The following is a 17,456-nucleotide window of genomic DNA, read 5'->3' on the forward strand; positions in this document are numbered from 1 at the left end:
CCGAGTTGGGGAGGAGGGGCCGGGGGGCGGTGGCGGCGGAGGCGGTGGCGGGGAGGCTGACTCCGAGCCCGCCGGCCGCGAGGACCGCGGTGTTGGCCAGCAAGAAGTTACGTCGTGACACCATGAGCGATCTCTGCTCCTGCGAGGGGGGACCAGGAATGACATCGTTGTCATATGCCAGTGAACGTAACAACCTGACGTAAGGATGTCCATGGCGTAAACCGCGCAATTCCCCCAGCAGCCCCCCGAACCACGGGCGCATCGCAGGGATCCCGCAGGTCAGTCGACCTGCCCCGCGCTCGGTTCACCCGGCCGGCAGGGCGAGCCCGCGCAGCTCCTTCCGCGACGGCAGGCCCAGCTTGCGCAGCACGCTGGAGATGTGGCTCTCCACGGTCCGCCGCGACAGGAACAGCTCCGTGGCGATCTCCTGGTTCGTCTTACCCGCCGCGGCGAGCAGCGCCACCTCGCGTTCCCGCGCCGACAGCGTGCGCCCGTGCGAGGGCCGCCCGCCCCGCCACGGATAGGGGATGGGCACGCCGTTCTGCCGCATGGCGCGACAGACCCGCGCGATGTCCCGGTCCGCGCCCATCGACCCGTACAGGCGCAGCGCGCTCTCCAGGAAGTCGCCACCCGCGGCGCCGCGCAAGCGGCCCAGCCGCTCGGCGGCCTGGGCCTCGTCGTAGCGCAGCCCGGCGTCGCCCAGCGTGGTGCGCGCCGCGTCCAGCAGCCGGTCCGCCTCGCCCTCGTCGCCCCGCGAGCAGGCCATGACGGCCCGCGCGGTCAGCAGCGCGGCCTGCGCGGCCGGCGCGCCGGCGCCCTCGATGCCGGCGGCCAGCTCGGCCACCAGCCCGGCCGCCTCGCCGACCCCGCCGAGCGCGTCCATGGCGTCCACCAGGCACAGCACGGTCTCGGCGCCCCACACCCAGTTGCCCTTGGTCCGGACCAGGGCGAGCCCGGCGGTGGCCTGCTCGGCGGCGGCCGCGGGGTCGTCCAGGGTGAGCAGCAGCCGCGACAACGCCATCCGCGCCGGGATGAGCGGCCAGACCGCGCCCACCCGCTCGGCGACGGCGATCACCTCGCCCAGGCACGCCGCGGCCTTCTCGGCCGGCCCCGTGGCCGCCAGCAGCGTGCCGTACAGCAGCCGCGAGTCCAGGAACGCCGCCGCGAACGTGGCCGACGGCCCGGCCAGCCGGCGGGCGCGGGGCTCCAGCCCGTCCCAGCGTCCCGCGGCCCGGTCCACGGCGGCGGTGACCAGCTCGACGACCTCCGCCACGCGCAGGTACTCGGCCTGGTCGGCCACCTGGCGCCCCTCGGCGAGCAGGGCCTCGGCGCGGTCCAGCCGCCCGATGTGCAGCGCGCCCTGCGCCCAGTTGAGGCAGGCGCGGGCGTGCTCCCTGGGCACCGCGCGGAGCCGGTCGTCGCGCAGCAGGTCGTCGATCAGCCGCCAGCTGCCCGGCTCGCCCTGTTCGAGCAGGAGCGAGGCCCGCGCGATGCGTACCGCGATGTCCACATCGCGGTCGCCGCTGCGGCGGGCGGCCCGCTCGGCCTGGTCGCAGCGGGCGGCGTGCTCGCGCACGTGCCGGTCGGGGACGGTCTCGGGCGCGGCGAGCACGGCGAGCGCACGCCCGAGCAGGGCGGGCCGGTCGCCGAGGTTCTCCACCGCCCCCTCGATCTGCAGGTAGCCCGCCCGCGCCTCGCCCTGCTGACGCAGCAGGCGGCCGAGCGCGAAGCGCAGCTCTCCGCGCCGGTGGGCGGGGAGCGGCTCGGTGGCCAGCAGGCGTTCGAGAATGGGTACGGCCTCCGCGTGCGCCAGCCCGTCCACCGCGGCCCGGCCGAGCTTGACGGCCAGCCGCACGCGCACGTCGCTGGACAGCTCGCCGGTCTCCAGCGCCTGCAGCAGGAACCTCGCCGCGGTGGCGTCGTTGCCGTGGGCGAGCGCCGTGTCGGCAGCCGCCTCGGCGTTGCCGACGAAGTCCACCGTGCGCCCCGCGAGCCGGTAATGATGGGCTAGCCGGGCCACGGGCCTGGGGCCAGGCCCTCGTTCCAGGGCCCGCGCGGTCTTGAGATGCAACCAGCGCCGCCCGGAGACGGGCACCGACTCGTACACGATCTGCCGGGCCAGCGTGTGCCTGAACCGGCAGCGGCCGTCCTCCTCGTGCAGCAGCCCGACCGCCTGCGCCGTCGCCAGGGCCTTGGCGATCTCCTCCGCGTCGCGGCCGGTGACCTCCGCGAGCACCCGGTCGTCGGGCGTCACGCCGATGACGGCGGCGGCCCCGAGAATCCCCCGCACCGGCTCGTCGAGCGAGGTCAGGCGCCGCACCACCACGTCGCGCAGCACGGTCGGGACCGCGAGGTCGGCCAGCACGTCGGGGCGTCCGGGGATCTCGCTCGCGGGCAGCCGCTCCAGCAGCGTGCGGAGCACCTCCTCCACGACGAACGGGATGCCGCCGGTCGTCTCGTGGAGCGGCGCGGCGAACGTACGCGGAAGGCCGGTCTTCAGGATGCCGCCCGCCAGCTCCTCCACCTCGGGCGGGCTCAGCGGGGTGAGGCCGATCGTCCGGGCGGGGCCGGACGGTGCCCTGGCCAGGGCCTCGCGAATGGGCAGCGAGCCCGTCTCGGTGCGGGTCGTGAGGATCACCGACAGCTCGCGCGGCTGGTGGGAGGCGAGGAAGGCGAGGAAGTCGTGCGTGCCGCTGTCGGCCCAGTGCACGTCCTCCAGGACGAGCACCAACGGGCCTAGGTGGTCGAGCAGCGCGACGGCGGCCCGGAACACCCGGTGCCGCTCCGCCCGCTGGTCGGGCAAGGCGGGCAACGGCGGCGGCAGGTGCTCGGCGATCTCGGGCAGGAGCGGCGCCAGCGCCCCGATCACCGGGTTGGCCGGGCGGGACGCGGCGAGCTCGTCACCGGCCAGGCGGAAGGCGTCGAGCAGCGGCGACAGCGGCAGCGGCTCCTGGAGCTGCTCGCACTGGCCCACGAGCGTGCGGAGCCCCGTCGAGCCCCCGCTCGATCCCCCGGCCGACGCTCCGGCCGGCACTGGCGCGGCGAGCAGCTCTCCCACGAGCCGGCTCTTGCCGATCCCTGCCTCGCCCTCGACCAGGGCGAGGGACGGCGGGGCGGCGATGACCCTGCGGAGCAGGGCGAGCTCGGCCTGGCGCCCGACGAGGACGTCGGACAGGGAGCCTGAGGGGGCGACGCGGGCCTGGCCGAAGGGCATGCCTCACCCTCCCACCTGCCCACATGGCGATATATCAGCTTCAACAGGCTACCGGATCCATTGATGGTCAAAAATCCGTATGCGCTACGGATGTCCCCCGCCCCGCCGGTCACTAGCGTCTCGACCGTCCGCTTGATCGGCGGCGACGCACTGAGGGGCGACGATGGACCTGTCCACATCTCCTGGATACACGACGTTCAGACGCCGCCGGCTGGTGGCGGCCATGGCGCTCACGGGGCTCGCGCTGGCCGGAGTGACCGCGCCGGGCCAGGCCACCGCGGCGGCCGGCTCCGCAGAGCAGAAGACCTACATCGTGCAGATGACCCCCGACCCCGTGGCGACGTACGAAGGCGACGTCGCGGGGCTGGCCGAGACCAAGCCCGAGCAGGGCGAGAAGATCGACCCCGGCTCCAGCGAGGTGACGAGGTACGCCGACCACCTGCGCGGCAGGCACGACGCCGCGTTGAAGAAGGCGGGCGGCGGCACGAAGGTCTACGACTACGTCTACTCCTACGGCGGCTTCGCGGCCCGGCTGACCGAGGCGCAGGCCGCCGGGTTACGCGCGCTGCCCGACGTCGTGGCCGTGACCGAGGACAGGAAGGTGCCGGTGGCGACGTCGTCGACGCCGTCGTTCCTCGGCCTCGACAAGCGCGGCGGCCTGTGGGACGAGCTCGGCGGCCCCACGGGCGGCGGGCGGGGCAAGGGCGCGGGCGACGGTCTGGTCATCGGCGTGATCGACAGCGGCATCTGGGCCGGCAGCGAGAGCTTCGCCGACCCGGGCCCGGGCGGGAAACCGTACCGCAGGGTGCCCGGCTTCCACGGCACATGCCCGCGGAGCAGCCCTGACGAGTCCTGGACCGGCTCCCTGTGCAACGGCAAGCTCGTCGCGGCGCGGCACTTCAACGCCGGCTGGGGCGGCGACGAGGGCGTCAAGCAGGCGATGCCGTGGGAATACCTGTCGCCGCGCGACTACAACGGCCACGGCACGCACACCGCCTCGACCGCGGCGGGCAACCACGGCGTCGAGGTGACCGGGCGGGCCGCGGTGTTCGGCTCGATCAGCGGCATCGCGCCGCGCGCCAGGGTCGCCGCGTACAAGGCGCTCTGGTCGGCCGAGAACGCCTCCACGGCCAACGGCTTCTACTCCGACCTGGTCGCCGCTATCGACCAGGCGGTGGCGGACGGCGTGGACGTCATCAACTACTCGGTCTCCGGCACGAGCTCCGACCTGCTCGACCCGGCTGAGGTGGCATTCCTGTCGGCGGCCGAGGCGGGCGTGTTCGTGGCGGCCTCGGCCGGCAACAGCGGCCCGGCCGCGGGCACCGTCGCGCACCCGTCCCCCTGGGTGACCACGGTCGCGGCGGGCACGCACGACCGCGGCACGCGGGGCTCGGCCACGCTCGGCGACGGCACCACGCTGAGCGGCGCCTCCCTGGCGGCGGTCAAGGCGGGCCCCGCGCCCCTCATCGACTCCACCGCCGCGGGGCTGCCGGGCGCGGACGCGACCCGCCTGGCGCAGTGCCACGCCGCCAGGGACAACGGCGGCCAGGCGGTGCTCGACCCGGCCAAGGTCAAGGGCAAGATCGTCGTCTGTGACCGCGGGGACACGCCGCGCGCCAACAAGAGCGTCGCCGTCGCCGAGGCGGGCGGGGTCGGCATGATCCTGGCCAACACCGACGACAACTCGCTCAACGCCGACCTGCACGCCGTGCCGACGCTGCACGTCGCGCAGAAGGACAGGCAGGCGGTCAAGGACCACGCCGCAGCGGACGGCGCGACGGCCACGATCGAGCAGGCGAAGATCATCAATGACGCGCCCGCCCCGTACGTGGCCGCGTTCTCCTCCCGAGGGCCGCTGACCGCCGCGGGCGGCGACCTGCTCAAGCCCGACCTGACCGCTCCCGGGCAGGACATCCTGGCCGCGTACGCGCCGCCGGGCGCCAACGGGTCCGCGTTCAACGTCGCGAGCGGCACGTCGATGGCGGCGCCGCACGTCGCGGGGCTCGCCGCGCTGCTGAAGGACCTGCACCCGCGCTGGTCGCCGATGGCCGTCAAGTCGGCGCTGATGACCAGCGGATCCGACGTGCTCGACGGGCCCGGCCACGACCCGTCGGTGATCTTCGGCCAGGGCGCCGGCCACGTCGTGCCGGACGGCGCCGCCGACCCCGGACTGGTCTTCGACAGCGGGATCAAGGACTGGCTGGCCTTCCTCTGCGGCTCGACCAGTGGCGTCGAGGAGCGGATCTGCGAGCGCCTGGCCAGGAAGGGCCACTCGTTCGAGGCCGGCGACCTGAACGTGCCGTCCATCGCGGTCGGCCGGCTGCCCGGCACGCGCACGGTGACCCGCGAGGTCACCAACGTCGACCGCCGCACCGCCACCTACACCGCCTCCACGACCGGGCTCGAAGGCGTCGACGTCACGATCAAGCCGCGCCGGCTCACCCTGCGGCCGGGGCAGACCAAGTCGTTCACGGTGACGCTCACGAGGACCACCGCCCCCATGAACGCCTACGTGGGCGGGCAGCTCACCTGGAAGGATCGGCGGCACACCGTGCGCGTGCCCGTCGTCGTACAGCCGGTGCCCGAGGCGTGGGCGGCCGTCCACGGGGTCGCCGGCGGGGACGACACCGCCGGGCACATCGCCCTCGACCCCAAGGGCGAGCGGGTCTACGTGTCCGGCGCGAGCTACGGCTCGAAGCCCGGCGTGCGCAGCGCGCGCATCTCGACCGTCGCCCACGACGCCTCCACCGGCGCCGAGTTGTGGAGCACGACGTACACGGGACCGGCCGGCACCTTCGACGAGCCGGCGGAGATCCAGGTGAGCCCCGACGGCGCCCGGCTCTTCGTCACCGGCATCAGCGCCGGCGAGGACACCGGCAACGACGCCGTCACGATCGCGTACGACACGGCCACGGGCGAGGAGCTCTGGGTCGCGCGGCACAACGGGGCGGGCAACGCCTCGGACCGCGCCAACGCCCTGACGGTCGGCCCCGACGGGACGCACGTCTACGTCACCGGCATCACCTCGCTGGGCGCGCCTGGCAAGGACGACTACTTCACGGTCGCGTACGACGCGGGCAGCGGGGAACAGAAGTGGGCCGCGCACTACAACGGGCCCGGCGACGGCACCGACTCCGCGCGGGCGATCAAGGTGACGCCTGACGGGTCCAGGCTCTTCGTCACCGGCCAGAGCCGGGGCACCGGCACGGGGTTGTCCGACTGGGGCACCGTGGCCTACGACGCCGCCACCGGCGAGCAGCTCTGGACGGCCCGGCACAACGGCCCGGCGAACGGGATCGACGTCCCCGGCGGCATGACGGTCGCCGCGGACGGCGCGTCGTTCTTCGTCATCGGATCCAGCGCCGGCGAGACGAAGACCGACATGGCGACGATCGCGTACGACACCGCCACGGGAAACGAGCTCTGGGCTGACCGTTACGACGGCCCCGCGCACGGCAGCGACACCCCGCACGACATCGCGACGGGGCCGGACGGCACGGTGTACGTCACCGGCAACACCGAAGGCGAGGGGACCAGGGGGGACTTCACCACGATCGCCTACGACCCCGCGAAGGGCGAGCGGACGTGGGTGCAGCGCCACAGCGGCAAGGCGAACCATCAGGACTTCGCCTGGGACGTCGCCGTGACGCCGGACGGCGGCAAGGTCGTCGTCACCGGCCAGGGCATGAACGACCCGGCCGGAGCCGACGAGTTCCTGATGAAGGTCGACTATGTGACGATCGCGTACGACTCCGCGAGCGGCGAGCCCGTCTGGACCGGCGAGTACGACGGCCCGGCCGGCGCGTCGGACATCGCGCGCGCGCTCGCCGTGGACGCCACCGACGACACCGGGGTGCGGATCTTCGTGACCGGATCGAGCATGACGTCCGGGGACCTGCTCTCAGGAACGGAGGTCGACTTCACCACGGTGGCCTATTTCGAGCCGTGGAAGAAGTCATGACCCGTTGACCGGCGCCCCCGACCTTCCCTTGGTCGGGGGCGTGCTGTCGATCGGGTTTCAAAGGTCATTACAGCGGGTAAGGCCGACGTTAATTTCTGAGCTACCTGTTATTCAGGAGCACCAGATGTCCCGAATCACGTTGACTCCTGCCGCACGTGAAGCACTGGGCGACGAAGAAGTGGTGTTCTTCGACTGGCACGTGACCGGGCTCTGCTGCGCGGACGCGGGCGAGTTCTCGGTCCGGCCGCTGCGCCGCTCGCGACTGCCCCGGCGCGCACGCCCGCTCGGGACCGACCTGGTGTACGCGCATCCGACCGCCTGGGTGCATCTCACCGACCTCCCCGTCACGATCGACTGCCGTCCGCTGTGGCGCTGGCGGCGATTCACCACCGATCTGCCGCCGGACGCCGGACTGCGCTGCTGCCTGGGGCGCCCTCTGTATGGCTCTCTAGATGGGAGGTAACCGGTGAAACTGCGTTCCATCGTCATCTGGACGGCGGTCGCCCTCGTCGGTGCCGCGGGATGGGCCGTGCTGGCCCTGTCCAGGGGCGAGGAGGTCAGCGCGGTCTGGCTGCTGGCCGCCGCGCTCGGCTCGTACGCCATCGCCTACCGCTTCTACGCCCGCTTCATCGTGCGCAGGGTGCTGGGTGCCGACGACCGGCGCGCCACCCCGGCCGAGCGGCTCGACAACGGCATCGACTACCACCCGACCGACCGGCGCATCCTCTTCGGCCACCACTTCGCCGCCATCGCCGGCGCTGGTCCGCTGGTCGGGCCCGTGCTGGCCGCGCAGATGGGCTTCCTGCCCGGCACCATCTGGATCGTCGCCGGCGTGATCTTCGCCGGGGCCGTGCAGGACATGGTGATCCTGTTCTTCTCGATGCGGCGCAACGGGCGCAGCCTCGGGCAGATGGCCCGCGACGAGATCGGGCCGGTCGGCGGGGCCGCCGCGCTCATCGCCGTCTTCGCCATCATGATCATCCTGCTGGCGGTGCTGGCGCTGGTCGTGGTCAACGCCCTGGCGCAGTCGCCGTGGGGCGTCTTCTCCATCGCGATGACCATCCCGATCGCCCTGTTCATGGGGTTCTACCTGCGGGTGATCCGGCCGGGCAAGGTCGTCGAGACCACCGTGATCGGCGTCGCGCTGCTGCTGCTGGCGATCGTCGCCGGTGGCTGGGTGCAGGACTCCAGCTGGGCGCCGTTCTTCACGCTGAGCCCGTCCGCCCTGGCGCTCTGGCTCATCGCGTACGGGTTCGTCGCCGCGGTGCTGCCCGTGTGGATGCTGCTCGCTCCGCGCGACTACCTGTCGACGTTCATGAAGATCGGCACCATCGCGCTGATCGCGATCGGCATCGCCATCACGATGCCGACGTTGAAGACGCCGGCCTTCACCGACTTCGCGTTCAGCGGCGAAGGGCCGGTCTTCGCCGGGTCGTTGTTCCCGTTCGTGTTCATCATCATCGCCTGCGGGGCACTGTCGGGATTCCACGCGCTGATCTCGTCCGGCACCACGCCCAAGATGATCCAGAAGGAGTCGCAGGTCCGGATGATCGGCTACGGCTCCATGCTCATGGAGTCGTTCGTCGCCGTCATGGCCATCACGGCCGCCTGCGTGCTGACCCCCGGCCTCTACTTCGCCATGAACTCCCCCGCCGGCGTCGTCGGGGCCACCGTCGAGAGCGCCTCCCAGGCCGTGACGAACCTCGGCTTCGTCATCACGCCCGAGCAACTGTCGGCGGCGGCGGACGCCGTACAAGAGGAGACGCTGATCGCCCGGACGGGCGGCGCGCCCACCCTGGCCGTCGGCATCTCGCAGATCTTCTCCGGCTTCCTCGGCGGAGCCGCCTTGCAGGCGTTCTGGTACCACTTCGCGATCATGTTCGAGGCGCTGTTCATCCTCACCACCGTGGACGCCGGCACCCGGGTGGGACGGTTCATGCTCCAGGACACGATCGGCAACGTGTGGAAGCCGATCTCCCGGGTCAGCTGGTGGCCCGGCCTCATCGTCACCAGCGCCGTCGTCGTGGCCGCCTGGGGCTACTTCCTCTACCAGGGCGTCAACGACCCGCTCGGCGGCATCAACCAGCTTTTCCCGCTGTTCGGCATCGCTAACCAGCTGCTCGCCGCCGTGGCGCTCACCGTGGGCACGACCCTGCTGATCAAGAGCGGGCGGCTGAAATGGGCCTGGGTGACGGCGATCCCGCTGGCCTGGGACGTCGCCGTCACGCTCACGGCCAGCTGGCAGAAGGTGTTCTCGCCCGACCCGACGCTCGGCTTCTTCTCCCAGCGCGACCGCTACCAGACGGCCCTGGACCAGGGGCAGCTGCTCGCACCCGCCAAGACGCAGGGCGAGATGGAGCAGATCGTGCTCAACTCCACCATCGACGGCATCCTGGCCGCGCTGTTCGCGATCCTCATCATCGTCGTGATCCTGGACGCGCTGCGGGTGTGGATCCGGGTGATCAGGAGCGGGGAGACGCTGCCGACCGCGGAGGCGCCGTTCGAGGAGTCCAAGATCCTCGCACCGGCCGGTCTCATCGCCACCCGGGAGGAACGCGCGATGATGGCGAAGGCGTCGCCCGACGGCTGACCCTCAAGCCGCCCCGCCACCCGCTGTCTCCACAGACAGTCGTGGCGGGGCCAGGCCGGGCCCGGTCTCGGGGCTCACGTAGAAGTGCGGCAGGGCGACCTCACCGGCCGCGTTCACCCAGTCGCCGCGGGCGCTGGCCACGCGCCGCCACCCCGCGCGTTCGTACAGGTCGATGGCCGCGTGACCGTCGTCGGACACGTCCAGCACCAGCGGCATCCCCACCCCGGCGGCCGCGTCGAGGAGGCGGGGGGCGTGTCGCTGGCCACGCCTTCCGAGGGGCGACGAAGAGCCGGGTGACCGAGGCGAACGGGCCGGTCGACGGGGTAACGGTCTGAGGCGTGCACGGCGGCGAGCGCGTCGACGCAGGGCGGGCAGGTCTTCGGGGGTTCTCGGCCGGATCACGGGCGGGTGCTCGGACATCGACCCGAACCCAGACCCCGTCCGGCACGGCGTCATCCGGCGCCGGTTTTGCCGCGCTCCCCTCGCATCAGGAAGTGCAGCTGGTCACGGAGCCCCGCCTCGAAGGCGGCCTCGCCGTGCTCGCGGGCCCAGATCATCATCCACATCGCGGTCAGCGCGTAGCAGGACGCCTGCAGGGCCAGTTCGTCCTCCGTGGGCCGGCGGCCGTACCCGTCGAGGAACGCCTCCCCCAGCCCCGGCCGCTCCCGCCAGGCACCGAAGGAGAGCCGCGCCACGTCGTTGATCCAGACCTCGGTGGCCGCCCACTCGAAGTCGACGACGTGCAGCCCCTCCTCGCCCGTCAGCCAGTTCCTCGGCGTGTAGTCCAGGTGGCAGGGCACCCGCGCCGGCCGCGGCAGCCCGTCCAGCTCACGCACCCGTGACCGGACGAAGTCCAGCTCGCCCCGCTCGATCACGCCTGCGGAACGAGGGACCCAGTGCTCCAGACGGGCACGCTTGGCCGCCGCGAACCCCTCCCACGGCTCGGGCGGCGCCGCCTCGTGGAACCGCCGCAGCAGCACACCGGCCTGGTGGTGCCCCTCGGCCCCCACCTCCTGCGCGTGCGTGCCGGGGACAGCCGAGAGCACCAGCGCCTGGAGCCCGTCGTCGCAGGCACGCAGGCGCGGCGCATGGTCGCCCAGGACGGGCACCCAGTGCCGGTACGCGAACGTCTCGCGCGCGTAGCCGTCCTTGCGCCGGTGGCGCTTGGCGTACCACGTCCGGCCGGCGCGGTCGCGCACCCGCAGCACGCACGTTGCGCCGTGCTCCCACGACACCTCCCGCTCGACGTGAGAGACGCCGAGCACCCTGCTGGCGTAACCCTCCAACGCGACACGCATGGAACCCCTCCTCGATCAAGGCGCGGGGAGGGGCCTCCACGTCCGCAGCGGCCCCGCCCCGATGACGGTTTCGACGCACGTCTCGATCGGCTGCATGGTGTCGATGACGAGGTGGGGCTCGCGCCAGGGCTGCCATTTCGCGCGCATGCGGGCGACGTGCTCCCAGCTCACGGTGCTCGGCCAGCCGGGGATGCCCCTGCTTCGGCTCTCGACCCGCTCGCGGTGCGCCGAGGCGTCGGAGCACACGGTCTCCACACCCACGAAGCGGGCGCCGTGCCCGGCCGCCAGTCTCCGCAGCCGATCACGACCTTCACGCGAATGCACCAGCGCGTCGATGACGACGTCGTGCCCCAACCGTAGCTCACCGCACATCGAGCCCCACCCGCTGGCCGGCCGGTGGTGCCGACGATGACCCGCCCTTCCCTGGCCATCTCCTTGATGCGAGCCTTGACCTGCGCGAGACGCTCTTTGTAGGCGACCGCGTCGGTCAGCGGGTGGCGGTATTCGTAGACGCCCACCTCCTGCAGCAGCGCGGTCTCCTCCGTCCACACGATCCGCTGCTCGGCCTCCCGCAGCCGCCGGGTCACATCGTCGAGGGCGGTGCGCAGCCCTTCGTGCTCGGCGCGCAGTCCTTCGGTCAGCTCCGCGATCCGCACGGCGTCCATCCCGTCCAGCCGTTCCACCCAGGCACGCAGGCGGGAGTTCTCCTTCTCCAGGCGTCTGCGGCCGCCGAACAGCCGCCAGCCGGGAGGAGGATTGAACCGGTATCGGACCATAGGCGCTCCTCGCAGGTGAGATGACAGGCCACACTGGAGAGATAGCTGTGCGCCCCCGAAGAGTTACAGCACGCAGCGACCGGCCGAGCGGCCCTGACCTATGGTTCTCCCATGACCGCAGACGCCCTCCGGCTGGTGCCGATCACCCCCGCCAACATCGAGACGGCCCTCGCCATACAGGTCCGCCCCGACCAGGAACGGTTCGTCGCGCCCGTGGCGAAGTCGCTGGCGGAGGCGTACGTCCACCAGCAGGTCGCCTGGCCCCGCCTGGTCCTCGACGACGACCGTCCCGTGGGGTTCCTCATGGCCTTCCTCGACATCGACTGGAACGGCAAGGGGGTCGACTTCCGGTCGGGCATGTGGCGGCTCAACGTGGCTGCCGACGCGCAGGCGCGCGGGGTCGGCCGCTTCGCCGTCGAAGCCGTGGCCGCCCACCTCAGGCGGCGCGGCTGCACGCGGATGTACGTCACCTGGCACCCCGGCGACGACGGCCCCGAGGGCTTCTACCGCAAGATCGGCTTCCATCTCACGGGCGAGGAGAGCGACGGCGAGACGGTGGGGGCTCTGGACCTGTAGCGGCGGTCGCCTGTACTCATCCGGAGTGGCGGCGATGCGCGGCGAAGAACTCGCGGGCGGAGGCCGGCAGCCAGAGGGCAGCGATCATGGCGAGATGGATGACGTCGCCGGAGATGACGGCCCAGTAGTACTCCGAGCCGGCGGCGGCCGAGATGAAGCTGGCGAGGGTGGCGATGACCAGGTAGACGGTGAGGGCGATGCGGGCCCAGTGGCGCCCCTTGAGCGCCTTGAGGACGAACCAGACGACGAGGACAGCGTCGAGGGCATGCAGGACGATCGCGTAAACGATGGCGGCGTTGACGGCGAAGCCGAGACTGGCGGGGTCCAGAGTGGGGTTGTTACGCATGATCGACGCGCTGGTGGAGTCGCGGTCGACGGCCATCTGCACCGGTAGGGCGACATAGAGGACGAGCAGGACGAGCATTTCGGGGACGAGCAGGCGGAGAGCGGCGGGAACGCTCTTTTCTTGGTACAGCCGTACTGCCATAAGACGATATGCTAGCACGACTGAGCTAACATGGAGCCCATGCCCAGGCTCATCGATCATGAACAGCGCCGCGAAGAGCTCGCCGAAGCAGCCTGGCGAGTGATCATGCGCCACGGCGTAGGCCACGTCTCCGTGCGTATGGTCGCCGCCGAGGCGGGAGTCTCCGCCGGATCGCTGCGCCACGTCTTCAGGACGCAGAGCGAACTGCTGGTCTTCGCCATGCAGCTCGTGATCAATCGCGTCCGCGCCCGAATCACCGCCATCCCGCCACAACCCACCATCAGGCAGGCCGTCGAGACCGTGGCGCGCGAGCTGCTGCCGCTCGACGACGAGCGGCGCGCGGAGATGGAGGTCAACATGGCGCTGTTCAGCGCCGCCACCGCCGAAGAGAGCCTCAGAGGCCCCCGCGCGGAGGCGCACGAGGCCCTTCGCGAAACCTGCCGCTGGATGATCGCCCAGCTCGACAACGGCATCGACCTGGCGCCGGGGCGAGACGTGCAGCTGGAAGCCCTGCGACTGCACGCGGTCATCGACGGACTCGCCGGCCACCTGGTCTACGAGCCGCCCACGGCGGATACGAGCTGGGCGACCAGCGTCCTCTCAACGCACCTCGACTCGCTGAAGACGTAAGCCGTCACGCAGGACCGGTTCCCCCTCCCAGCCGGATCGGAGAGACGGTTCGTCCACCGCCGATCCTGGCCCACCGGATCACGGACGGCGGGCCGGTGGACCACAACGACCGGGAACATCCCTCAGGAACGGGTCCACTTCTGGTGGGACGCGCCGGTGCAGTCCCACAGTTGCAGCCGCGCGCCGTTGGCGGGGTTGCGGTCCACCACGTCCACACACCGGTTGGCCGCGATGTTGACGAGGTCGCCCGCCGGGCTGAGGGTGAAGCGCTGGGCGCCGGTGCCGTTGCACGTGTAGAGCTGGATCGGCGTGCCGTTGGCGGTGCCGGCCGCCGCGGCGTCCATGCACTTGCCCATCGCGCGGACGGTGCCGTCGCCGTTGACGGACCATTGCTGGGCGGCGGTTCCGTTGCAGTCGTACATCTGCAGTGGGGCGGCGTCCACGGGGTCGGCACCGGGGATGTCGATGCAGCGGCCGTTCAGGCTGGACTTGAGCGCGCTGCCCGACCCCGTCCCGCCGTCGGTCCACGCGGAGACGCGGACGTAGTCGATCAGCATGGTCTGCGGGAACGTGGTGCTGGAGTTGGGAGGGCCTGGCCAGTTGCCGCCGACCGCCACGTTCATGATCATGAAGAACGGGTGGTCGAACACCCACCGGTTGCCGCGCAGGTCGGCCGGGGTGATGCGGAAGTATTCCGAGCCGTCCAGATACCAGACGATGAGGTTGGGTGACCACTCGATCGCGTATCTGTGGAAGGTGTCGCCGAGTGGCGCGCCGATCGTTCGGCTGCCGCCGATGCCACTGCCGCCGGAGTAGCCGGGGCCGTGGACGGTGCCGTGCACGGTGTTCGGGACGCTGCCGATGTTCTCCATGATGTCGATCTCGCCGTCGTCAGGCCAGTTGCGCCCGCCGAGCATCCAGAACGCGGGCCAGATGCCCTGCCCCCGGGGGATCTTGATGCTGGCCTCGAAGCGGCCGTACGTCTGGGTGAACTTCTCGGCGGTCAGGATCCGGCCGGAGGTGTACTGGCAGGTGCCGTAGTGGCACTGCAGGTTGGACGGGTTCTCCCTGCGGGCGGTGATGGCCAGGTGGCCCTGCCCGTCGTGATAGACGTTGCGGGTCGAGTCGGTGTAGTACTGCAGCTCGTTGTTGCCCCAGCCCCCGCCGCCGATGTCGAACTTCCACTTGGAGCCGTCGACGGACGTCCCGGCGGCGGCGTTGAACTCGTCGGACCAGGTGACCGGGCCGATGTCGGCTTCGGCCGGGTGGGCGCCGGTGACCAGGCCGCCGGCCAGGGCGACGAGCATGGCCGTGGCCGCGAGGAGGAGCCGGGGTTTGCGCATGGAGACCTCCGGTCTGTGGTCTTCGCCCCCCGATCAACTGGATGTAATCTCAGTGCTCCTTTCTTGTCAACAAGAAGCTTTACTTATTATTTGTCCGCGTAACCGATCAGCGGGCATGTCGCCGTCCCTGCGCGCGCGACGACGTCGAAGCGAGCCAGAGCGGCCAGGCGGTGACGGCGCCCCGCACGGCCGCGCTGCCGCGAATCGATCCCGGTCAGCAGGCGGAGACGGGCCGGCGAACCATGAAGACGTCCACCTCGTCCTCGGTCTCGACCGTGAACCCGTGCCGCTCGTACAGCCGGCGGGCCGGACTGCCCTGCAGGACGTTCAACCGCACCACGGCGTCCTCGCGGTCGCACCGTTCCAGCAACCTGCTCAGCACGGCAGAGCCGACGCCCCTGCCCTGCGCATCCGGATCGAGGTAGAAGTGCTCCAGCCAGTAGGTACGCTCCGCCGGCCGCAGTGCCACGCAGCCGGCCAAGGCGCCATCCACCGCGATCATCCAGGTGTGCTCCGGCGCGAACCCGTTCCGCAGCCGCTGCCGCACGCGTCGCTCGTCGTATCGTCCAAGCCGCCCGAGATCCGACCTCAACACCACGGCTCGCAACTCGGCCACCGCCTCGACATCCGCCACCGAAGCCGGCCGAAGCTCCCAATCCGCCACAATCATGAAGTTATCACCCGGGTTCCTGCCGAACTCAGAAGCCCCACCAGGTGATCGTTCCCGCCGGACGCCCCGTCGTACGGCTGGACTCTCCCACCATGGGAGGCCTCATGCTGTATCCCACCGGGAGGGTGCGGCCGTACGCCGCGTCGTGCATGAGGAGAGCGGCACATGACCATCGTGAAGGACGTCGAGGCCCGCGGCATGCACCACTGTGAGACGACGGCGCTGGGGGCGCTGTTGCGGCATGAGGGACTCGACCTGTCCGAGCCCATGCTGTTCGGGCTGGGTTCGGGCCTGTCCTTCCTCTATTGGGACAGCAAGGGCATGGCGTTCCCCTTTCTCGCGGGCCGCGTCAGGCCTTTCGACCTCACCAGGAACCTGGCCACCAGGCTGGGGCTGACGTTGCTGGTCAAGGAGACCACCTCGCCGCGCAAGGCGTGGGAGAACGTGGCCGCCCCCATCGACGCCGGCCGGCCTGTCGGCCTCCAGCTCGACTCGTACCACCTGGACTATTTCCGCTCCAAGGTGCACTTCGGCGGTCACGTCGTCGCCATGTACGGCTACGACGAGCACGACGTCTACCTGGTGGACACCGACCAGCAGGGAGGAGCGGTGCGCACCAGCCGGGCCGGCCTCGCCAAGGCACGAGCCGAACGCGGCCCGATGACCGCCAGAAACCGATCCTTCACCATCACCCTGCCGGCTCACCCGCTTTCCTGGCAGGACCAGCTCATCCCCGCCATCAAAGACTGCGCCGGCGCCTTCCTCTCCGCCCCCATCGCGAACCTGGGCCACCGCGGCATCGAGAAAGCCGGCCAGAAGGTGCCCGGATGGCTGCGGCGCGCCGGCGAGCCGCAACGGGATCTGCCGCAGGCCGCCCTGCTCATGGAGAAGGGCGGCACCGGCGGCGCCCTGTTCCGCGCCCTCTACCGCGACTTCCTCGACGAGTGCACCCGGCTCATCGACGACCGTGACCTGCGCGCCGGTCACAGGCTGTACGCCGAGGCCACCGCCCTGTGGACCGACGTGTCCACCTTGATCGCGAAGGCTGGGGAGAGCGGCGACGCCGGGCACCTCCAGCAGGCCGGCGTCATCCTCCACGATCTTTCCCGCATCGAGAAGGACGCCATGCAGGCGCTGCGCCGGTTGCAGCCCCCGTCGTAGGCTCGATCGCGGACATGATGGACAGGAGGCTGAGGTGGCCGAGACGACGGTGCCCGAGGTGATGGCCGAACTGGCCGAGCTTGAGGATCCGAAGATGCGCGCGGTCAACGAGAGACACGGTGACGGCCACGGCGTCAACCTCAGCAAGCTGCGCGCGCTCGCGAAACGGCTGAAGACGCAGCAGGAGCTCGCGCGCCGGCTCTGGGAGACGGGTGACACCGCGGCGAGACTGCTGGCGCTCCTGATCTGCCGCCCGAAGGCGTTCGAGCCTGACGAGCTGGACGTCATGGTGCGCGAGGCGCGCACGCCGAAGGTGCACGACTGGCTCGTGAACTACGTGGTGAAGAAGAGCCCGCACGCCGAAGAGCTGCGCCTGGCCTGGTTCGCCGATCCGGATCCAGCGGTCGCTAGTGCGGGCTGGGCGCTGACCGCCGATCGCGTGGCGAAGAAGCCCGGAGGTCTCGACCTCGCAGGGCTGCTCGACGTCATCGAGGCGGAGATGAAAGACGCCCCCGACCGCCTGCAGTGGGCGATGAACACCTGCCTGGCCCAGATCGGGATCGAGCACGCCGAACTCCGCGCCCGTGCCATCGACATCGGCGAACGCCTGGAGGTGCTCAAGGACTACCCGACGTCCCCGGGCTGCACGTCTCCGTTCGCGCCCGTCTGGATCACGGAGATGACGCGCCGAGCCGGGCAGGAATCCGACCGCGGGTGATCCGGGCTTGAACGTCACCTCGCAGTCACATG

The 17,456-nt window shown here is 71.2% G+C and carries 15 protein-coding genes; 7 read left to right on the forward strand and 8 right to left on the reverse strand.

Annotated elements, in window-relative coordinates:
- Window positions 1–304: 304 nt before the first annotated feature.
- Window positions 305–3,214 carry a helix-turn-helix transcriptional regulator gene (locus E1294_RS05080; RefSeq protein WP_132504956.1) on the reverse strand — a complete coding sequence of 970 codons (2,910 nt, stop codon included), beginning with the start codon at window positions 3,212–3,214 and terminating at the stop codon, window positions 305–307.
- A gap of 163 nt (window positions 3,215–3,377) precedes the next feature.
- On the opposite strand from E1294_RS05080, the gene E1294_RS05085 reads away from it, so the two are divergent.
- The 3 genes from E1294_RS05085 to E1294_RS05095 all read left to right on the forward strand — a co-directional run bounded on the left by E1294_RS05085 (window position 3,378) and on the right by E1294_RS05095 (window position 9,765).
- Window positions 3,378–7,175, forward strand: coding sequence for a S8 family serine peptidase (locus E1294_RS05085; RefSeq protein ID WP_132504958.1), 3,798 nt, complete (start codon window positions 3,378–3,380; stop codon window positions 7,173–7,175).
- Window positions 7,176–7,299: 124 nt separating this feature from the next.
- A complete protein-coding gene (locus E1294_RS05090; RefSeq protein ID WP_132504960.1) occupies window positions 7,300–7,638 on the forward strand; it encodes a hypothetical protein in 339 nt (112 codons plus the stop codon).
- Between the two features lie 3 nt (window positions 7,639–7,641).
- Window positions 7,642–9,765, forward strand: a complete 2,124-nt coding sequence (locus E1294_RS05095) for a carbon starvation CstA family protein (protein ID WP_132504962.1) — start codon at window positions 7,642–7,644, stop codon at window positions 9,763–9,765.
- A gap of 3 nt (window positions 9,766–9,768) precedes the next feature.
- On the opposite strand, the gene E1294_RS05100 is transcribed toward E1294_RS05095, so the two are convergent.
- From E1294_RS05100 to E1294_RS05110, 4 genes are all read right to left on the reverse strand, one after another.
- Window positions 9,769–9,981 (reverse strand): hypothetical protein, encoded by a 213-nt coding sequence (locus E1294_RS05100; RefSeq protein WP_132504964.1) that lies wholly within the window; start codon window positions 9,979–9,981, stop codon window positions 9,769–9,771.
- A 236-nt stretch (window positions 9,982–10,217) separates the two neighbouring features.
- The gene (locus tag E1294_RS05105) at window positions 10,218–11,063 is read right to left on the reverse strand and encodes an aminoglycoside phosphotransferase/kinase family protein (protein ID WP_132504966.1); all 846 of its coding nucleotides are present in this window, start codon (window positions 11,061–11,063) and stop codon (window positions 10,218–10,220) included.
- A 15-nt stretch (window positions 11,064–11,078) separates the two neighbouring features.
- Window positions 11,079–11,234, reverse strand: a complete 156-nt coding sequence (locus E1294_RS52445) for a hypothetical protein (protein ID WP_165977095.1) — start codon at window positions 11,232–11,234, stop codon at window positions 11,079–11,081.
- Window positions 11,231–11,839 (reverse strand): hypothetical protein, encoded by a 609-nt coding sequence (locus tag E1294_RS05110; RefSeq protein WP_132504968.1) that lies wholly within the window; start codon window positions 11,837–11,839, stop codon window positions 11,231–11,233. Before E1294_RS05110 ends, E1294_RS52445 begins: the two co-directional genes overlap by 4 nt.
- A gap of 111 nt (window positions 11,840–11,950) precedes the next feature.
- Between E1294_RS05110 and E1294_RS05115 the strand changes: the two genes are divergently transcribed.
- A complete protein-coding gene (locus tag E1294_RS05115; protein WP_132504970.1) occupies window positions 11,951–12,415 on the forward strand; it encodes a GNAT family N-acetyltransferase in 465 nt (154 codons plus the stop codon).
- A gap of 16 nt (window positions 12,416–12,431) precedes the next feature.
- Here the strand turns inward: E1294_RS05115 and E1294_RS05120 are convergent, their stop codons facing one another.
- Window positions 12,432–12,902 carry a hypothetical protein gene (locus E1294_RS05120; protein WP_132504972.1) on the reverse strand — a complete coding sequence of 157 codons (471 nt, stop codon included), beginning with the start codon at window positions 12,900–12,902 and terminating at the stop codon, window positions 12,432–12,434.
- A 39-nt stretch (window positions 12,903–12,941) separates the two neighbouring features.
- Here E1294_RS05120 and E1294_RS05125 point away from each other — a divergent pair, with 39 nt between their 5' ends.
- Window positions 12,942–13,532: a TetR/AcrR family transcriptional regulator gene (locus E1294_RS05125; protein ID WP_165977096.1), complete on the forward strand. Its 591-nt coding sequence runs from the start codon at window positions 12,942–12,944 to the stop codon at window positions 13,530–13,532.
- A gap of 122 nt (window positions 13,533–13,654) precedes the next feature.
- Here the strand turns inward: E1294_RS05125 and E1294_RS05130 are convergent, their stop codons facing one another.
- Both E1294_RS05130 and E1294_RS05135 read right to left on the reverse strand, forming a co-directional pair.
- Complete coding sequence (locus E1294_RS05130) at window positions 13,655–14,875, reverse strand: glycoside hydrolase family 16 protein (RefSeq protein WP_132504975.1); 1,221 nt, start codon at window positions 14,873–14,875, stop codon at window positions 13,655–13,657.
- A 214-nt stretch (window positions 14,876–15,089) separates the two neighbouring features.
- Window positions 15,090–15,509, reverse strand: coding sequence for a GNAT family N-acetyltransferase (locus tag E1294_RS05135; RefSeq protein WP_246082824.1), 420 nt, complete (start codon window positions 15,507–15,509; stop codon window positions 15,090–15,092).
- A gap of 201 nt (window positions 15,510–15,710) precedes the next feature.
- Here E1294_RS05135 and E1294_RS05140 point away from each other — a divergent pair, with 201 nt between their 5' ends.
- Window positions 15,711–16,706 (forward strand): BtrH N-terminal domain-containing protein, encoded by a 996-nt coding sequence (locus tag E1294_RS05140; protein WP_132504977.1) that lies wholly within the window; start codon window positions 15,711–15,713, stop codon window positions 16,704–16,706.
- 61 nt (window positions 16,707–16,767) lie between these two features.
- Window positions 16,768–17,424 carry a DNA alkylation repair protein gene (locus E1294_RS05145; protein ID WP_132505149.1) on the forward strand — a complete coding sequence of 219 codons (657 nt, stop codon included), beginning with the start codon at window positions 16,768–16,770 and terminating at the stop codon, window positions 17,422–17,424.
- Window positions 17,425–17,456: the final 32 nt, after the last annotated feature.

Origin of the sequence: Nonomuraea diastatica (genome assembly GCF_004349015.1) — a bacterium.
Taxonomy (GTDB): Bacteria; Actinomycetota; Actinomycetes; order Streptosporangiales; family Streptosporangiaceae; genus Nonomuraea; species Nonomuraea diastatica.

What these genes read in the sequence shown, in the direction of transcription:
- E1294_RS05085 (WP_132504958.1), top strand. Translation starts at nt 3,378, where the DNA reads ATGGACCTGTCCACATCTCCTGGATACACGACGTTCAGACGCCGCCGG.
- E1294_RS05145 (WP_132505149.1), top strand. Translation starts at nt 16,768, where the DNA reads ATGGCCGAACTGGCCGAGCTTGAGGATCCGAAGATGCGCGCGGTCAAC.
- E1294_RS05140 (WP_132504977.1), top strand. Translation starts at nt 15,711, where the DNA reads ATGACCATCGTGAAGGACGTCGAGGCCCGCGGCATGCACCACTGTGAG.
- E1294_RS05120 (WP_132504972.1), bottom strand. Translation starts at nt 12,902, where the DNA reads ATGGCAGTACGGCTGTACCAAGAAAAGAGCGTTCCCGCCGCTCTCCGC.
- E1294_RS05130 (WP_132504975.1), bottom strand. Translation starts at nt 14,875, where the DNA reads ATGCGCAAACCCCGGCTCCTCCTCGCGGCCACGGCCATGCTCGTCGCC.
- E1294_RS05100 (WP_132504964.1), bottom strand. Translation starts at nt 9,981, where the DNA reads ATGCCGCTGGTGCTGGACGTGTCCGACGACGGTCACGCGGCCATCGAC.
- E1294_RS05110 (WP_132504968.1), bottom strand. Translation starts at nt 11,839, where the DNA reads ATGGTCCGATACCGGTTCAATCCTCCTCCCGGCTGGCGGCTGTTCGGC.
- E1294_RS05080 (WP_132504956.1), bottom strand. Translation starts at nt 3,214, where the DNA reads ATGCCCTTCGGCCAGGCCCGCGTCGCCCCCTCAGGCTCCCTGTCCGAC.
- E1294_RS05115 (WP_132504970.1), top strand. Translation starts at nt 11,951, where the DNA reads ATGACCGCAGACGCCCTCCGGCTGGTGCCGATCACCCCCGCCAACATC.
- E1294_RS05125 (WP_165977096.1), top strand. Translation starts at nt 12,942, where the DNA reads ATGCCCAGGCTCATCGATCATGAACAGCGCCGCGAAGAGCTCGCCGAA.
- E1294_RS05105 (WP_132504966.1), bottom strand. Translation starts at nt 11,063, where the DNA reads ATGCGTGTCGCGTTGGAGGGTTACGCCAGCAGGGTGCTCGGCGTCTCT.
- E1294_RS05090 (WP_132504960.1), top strand. Translation starts at nt 7,300, where the DNA reads ATGTCCCGAATCACGTTGACTCCTGCCGCACGTGAAGCACTGGGCGAC.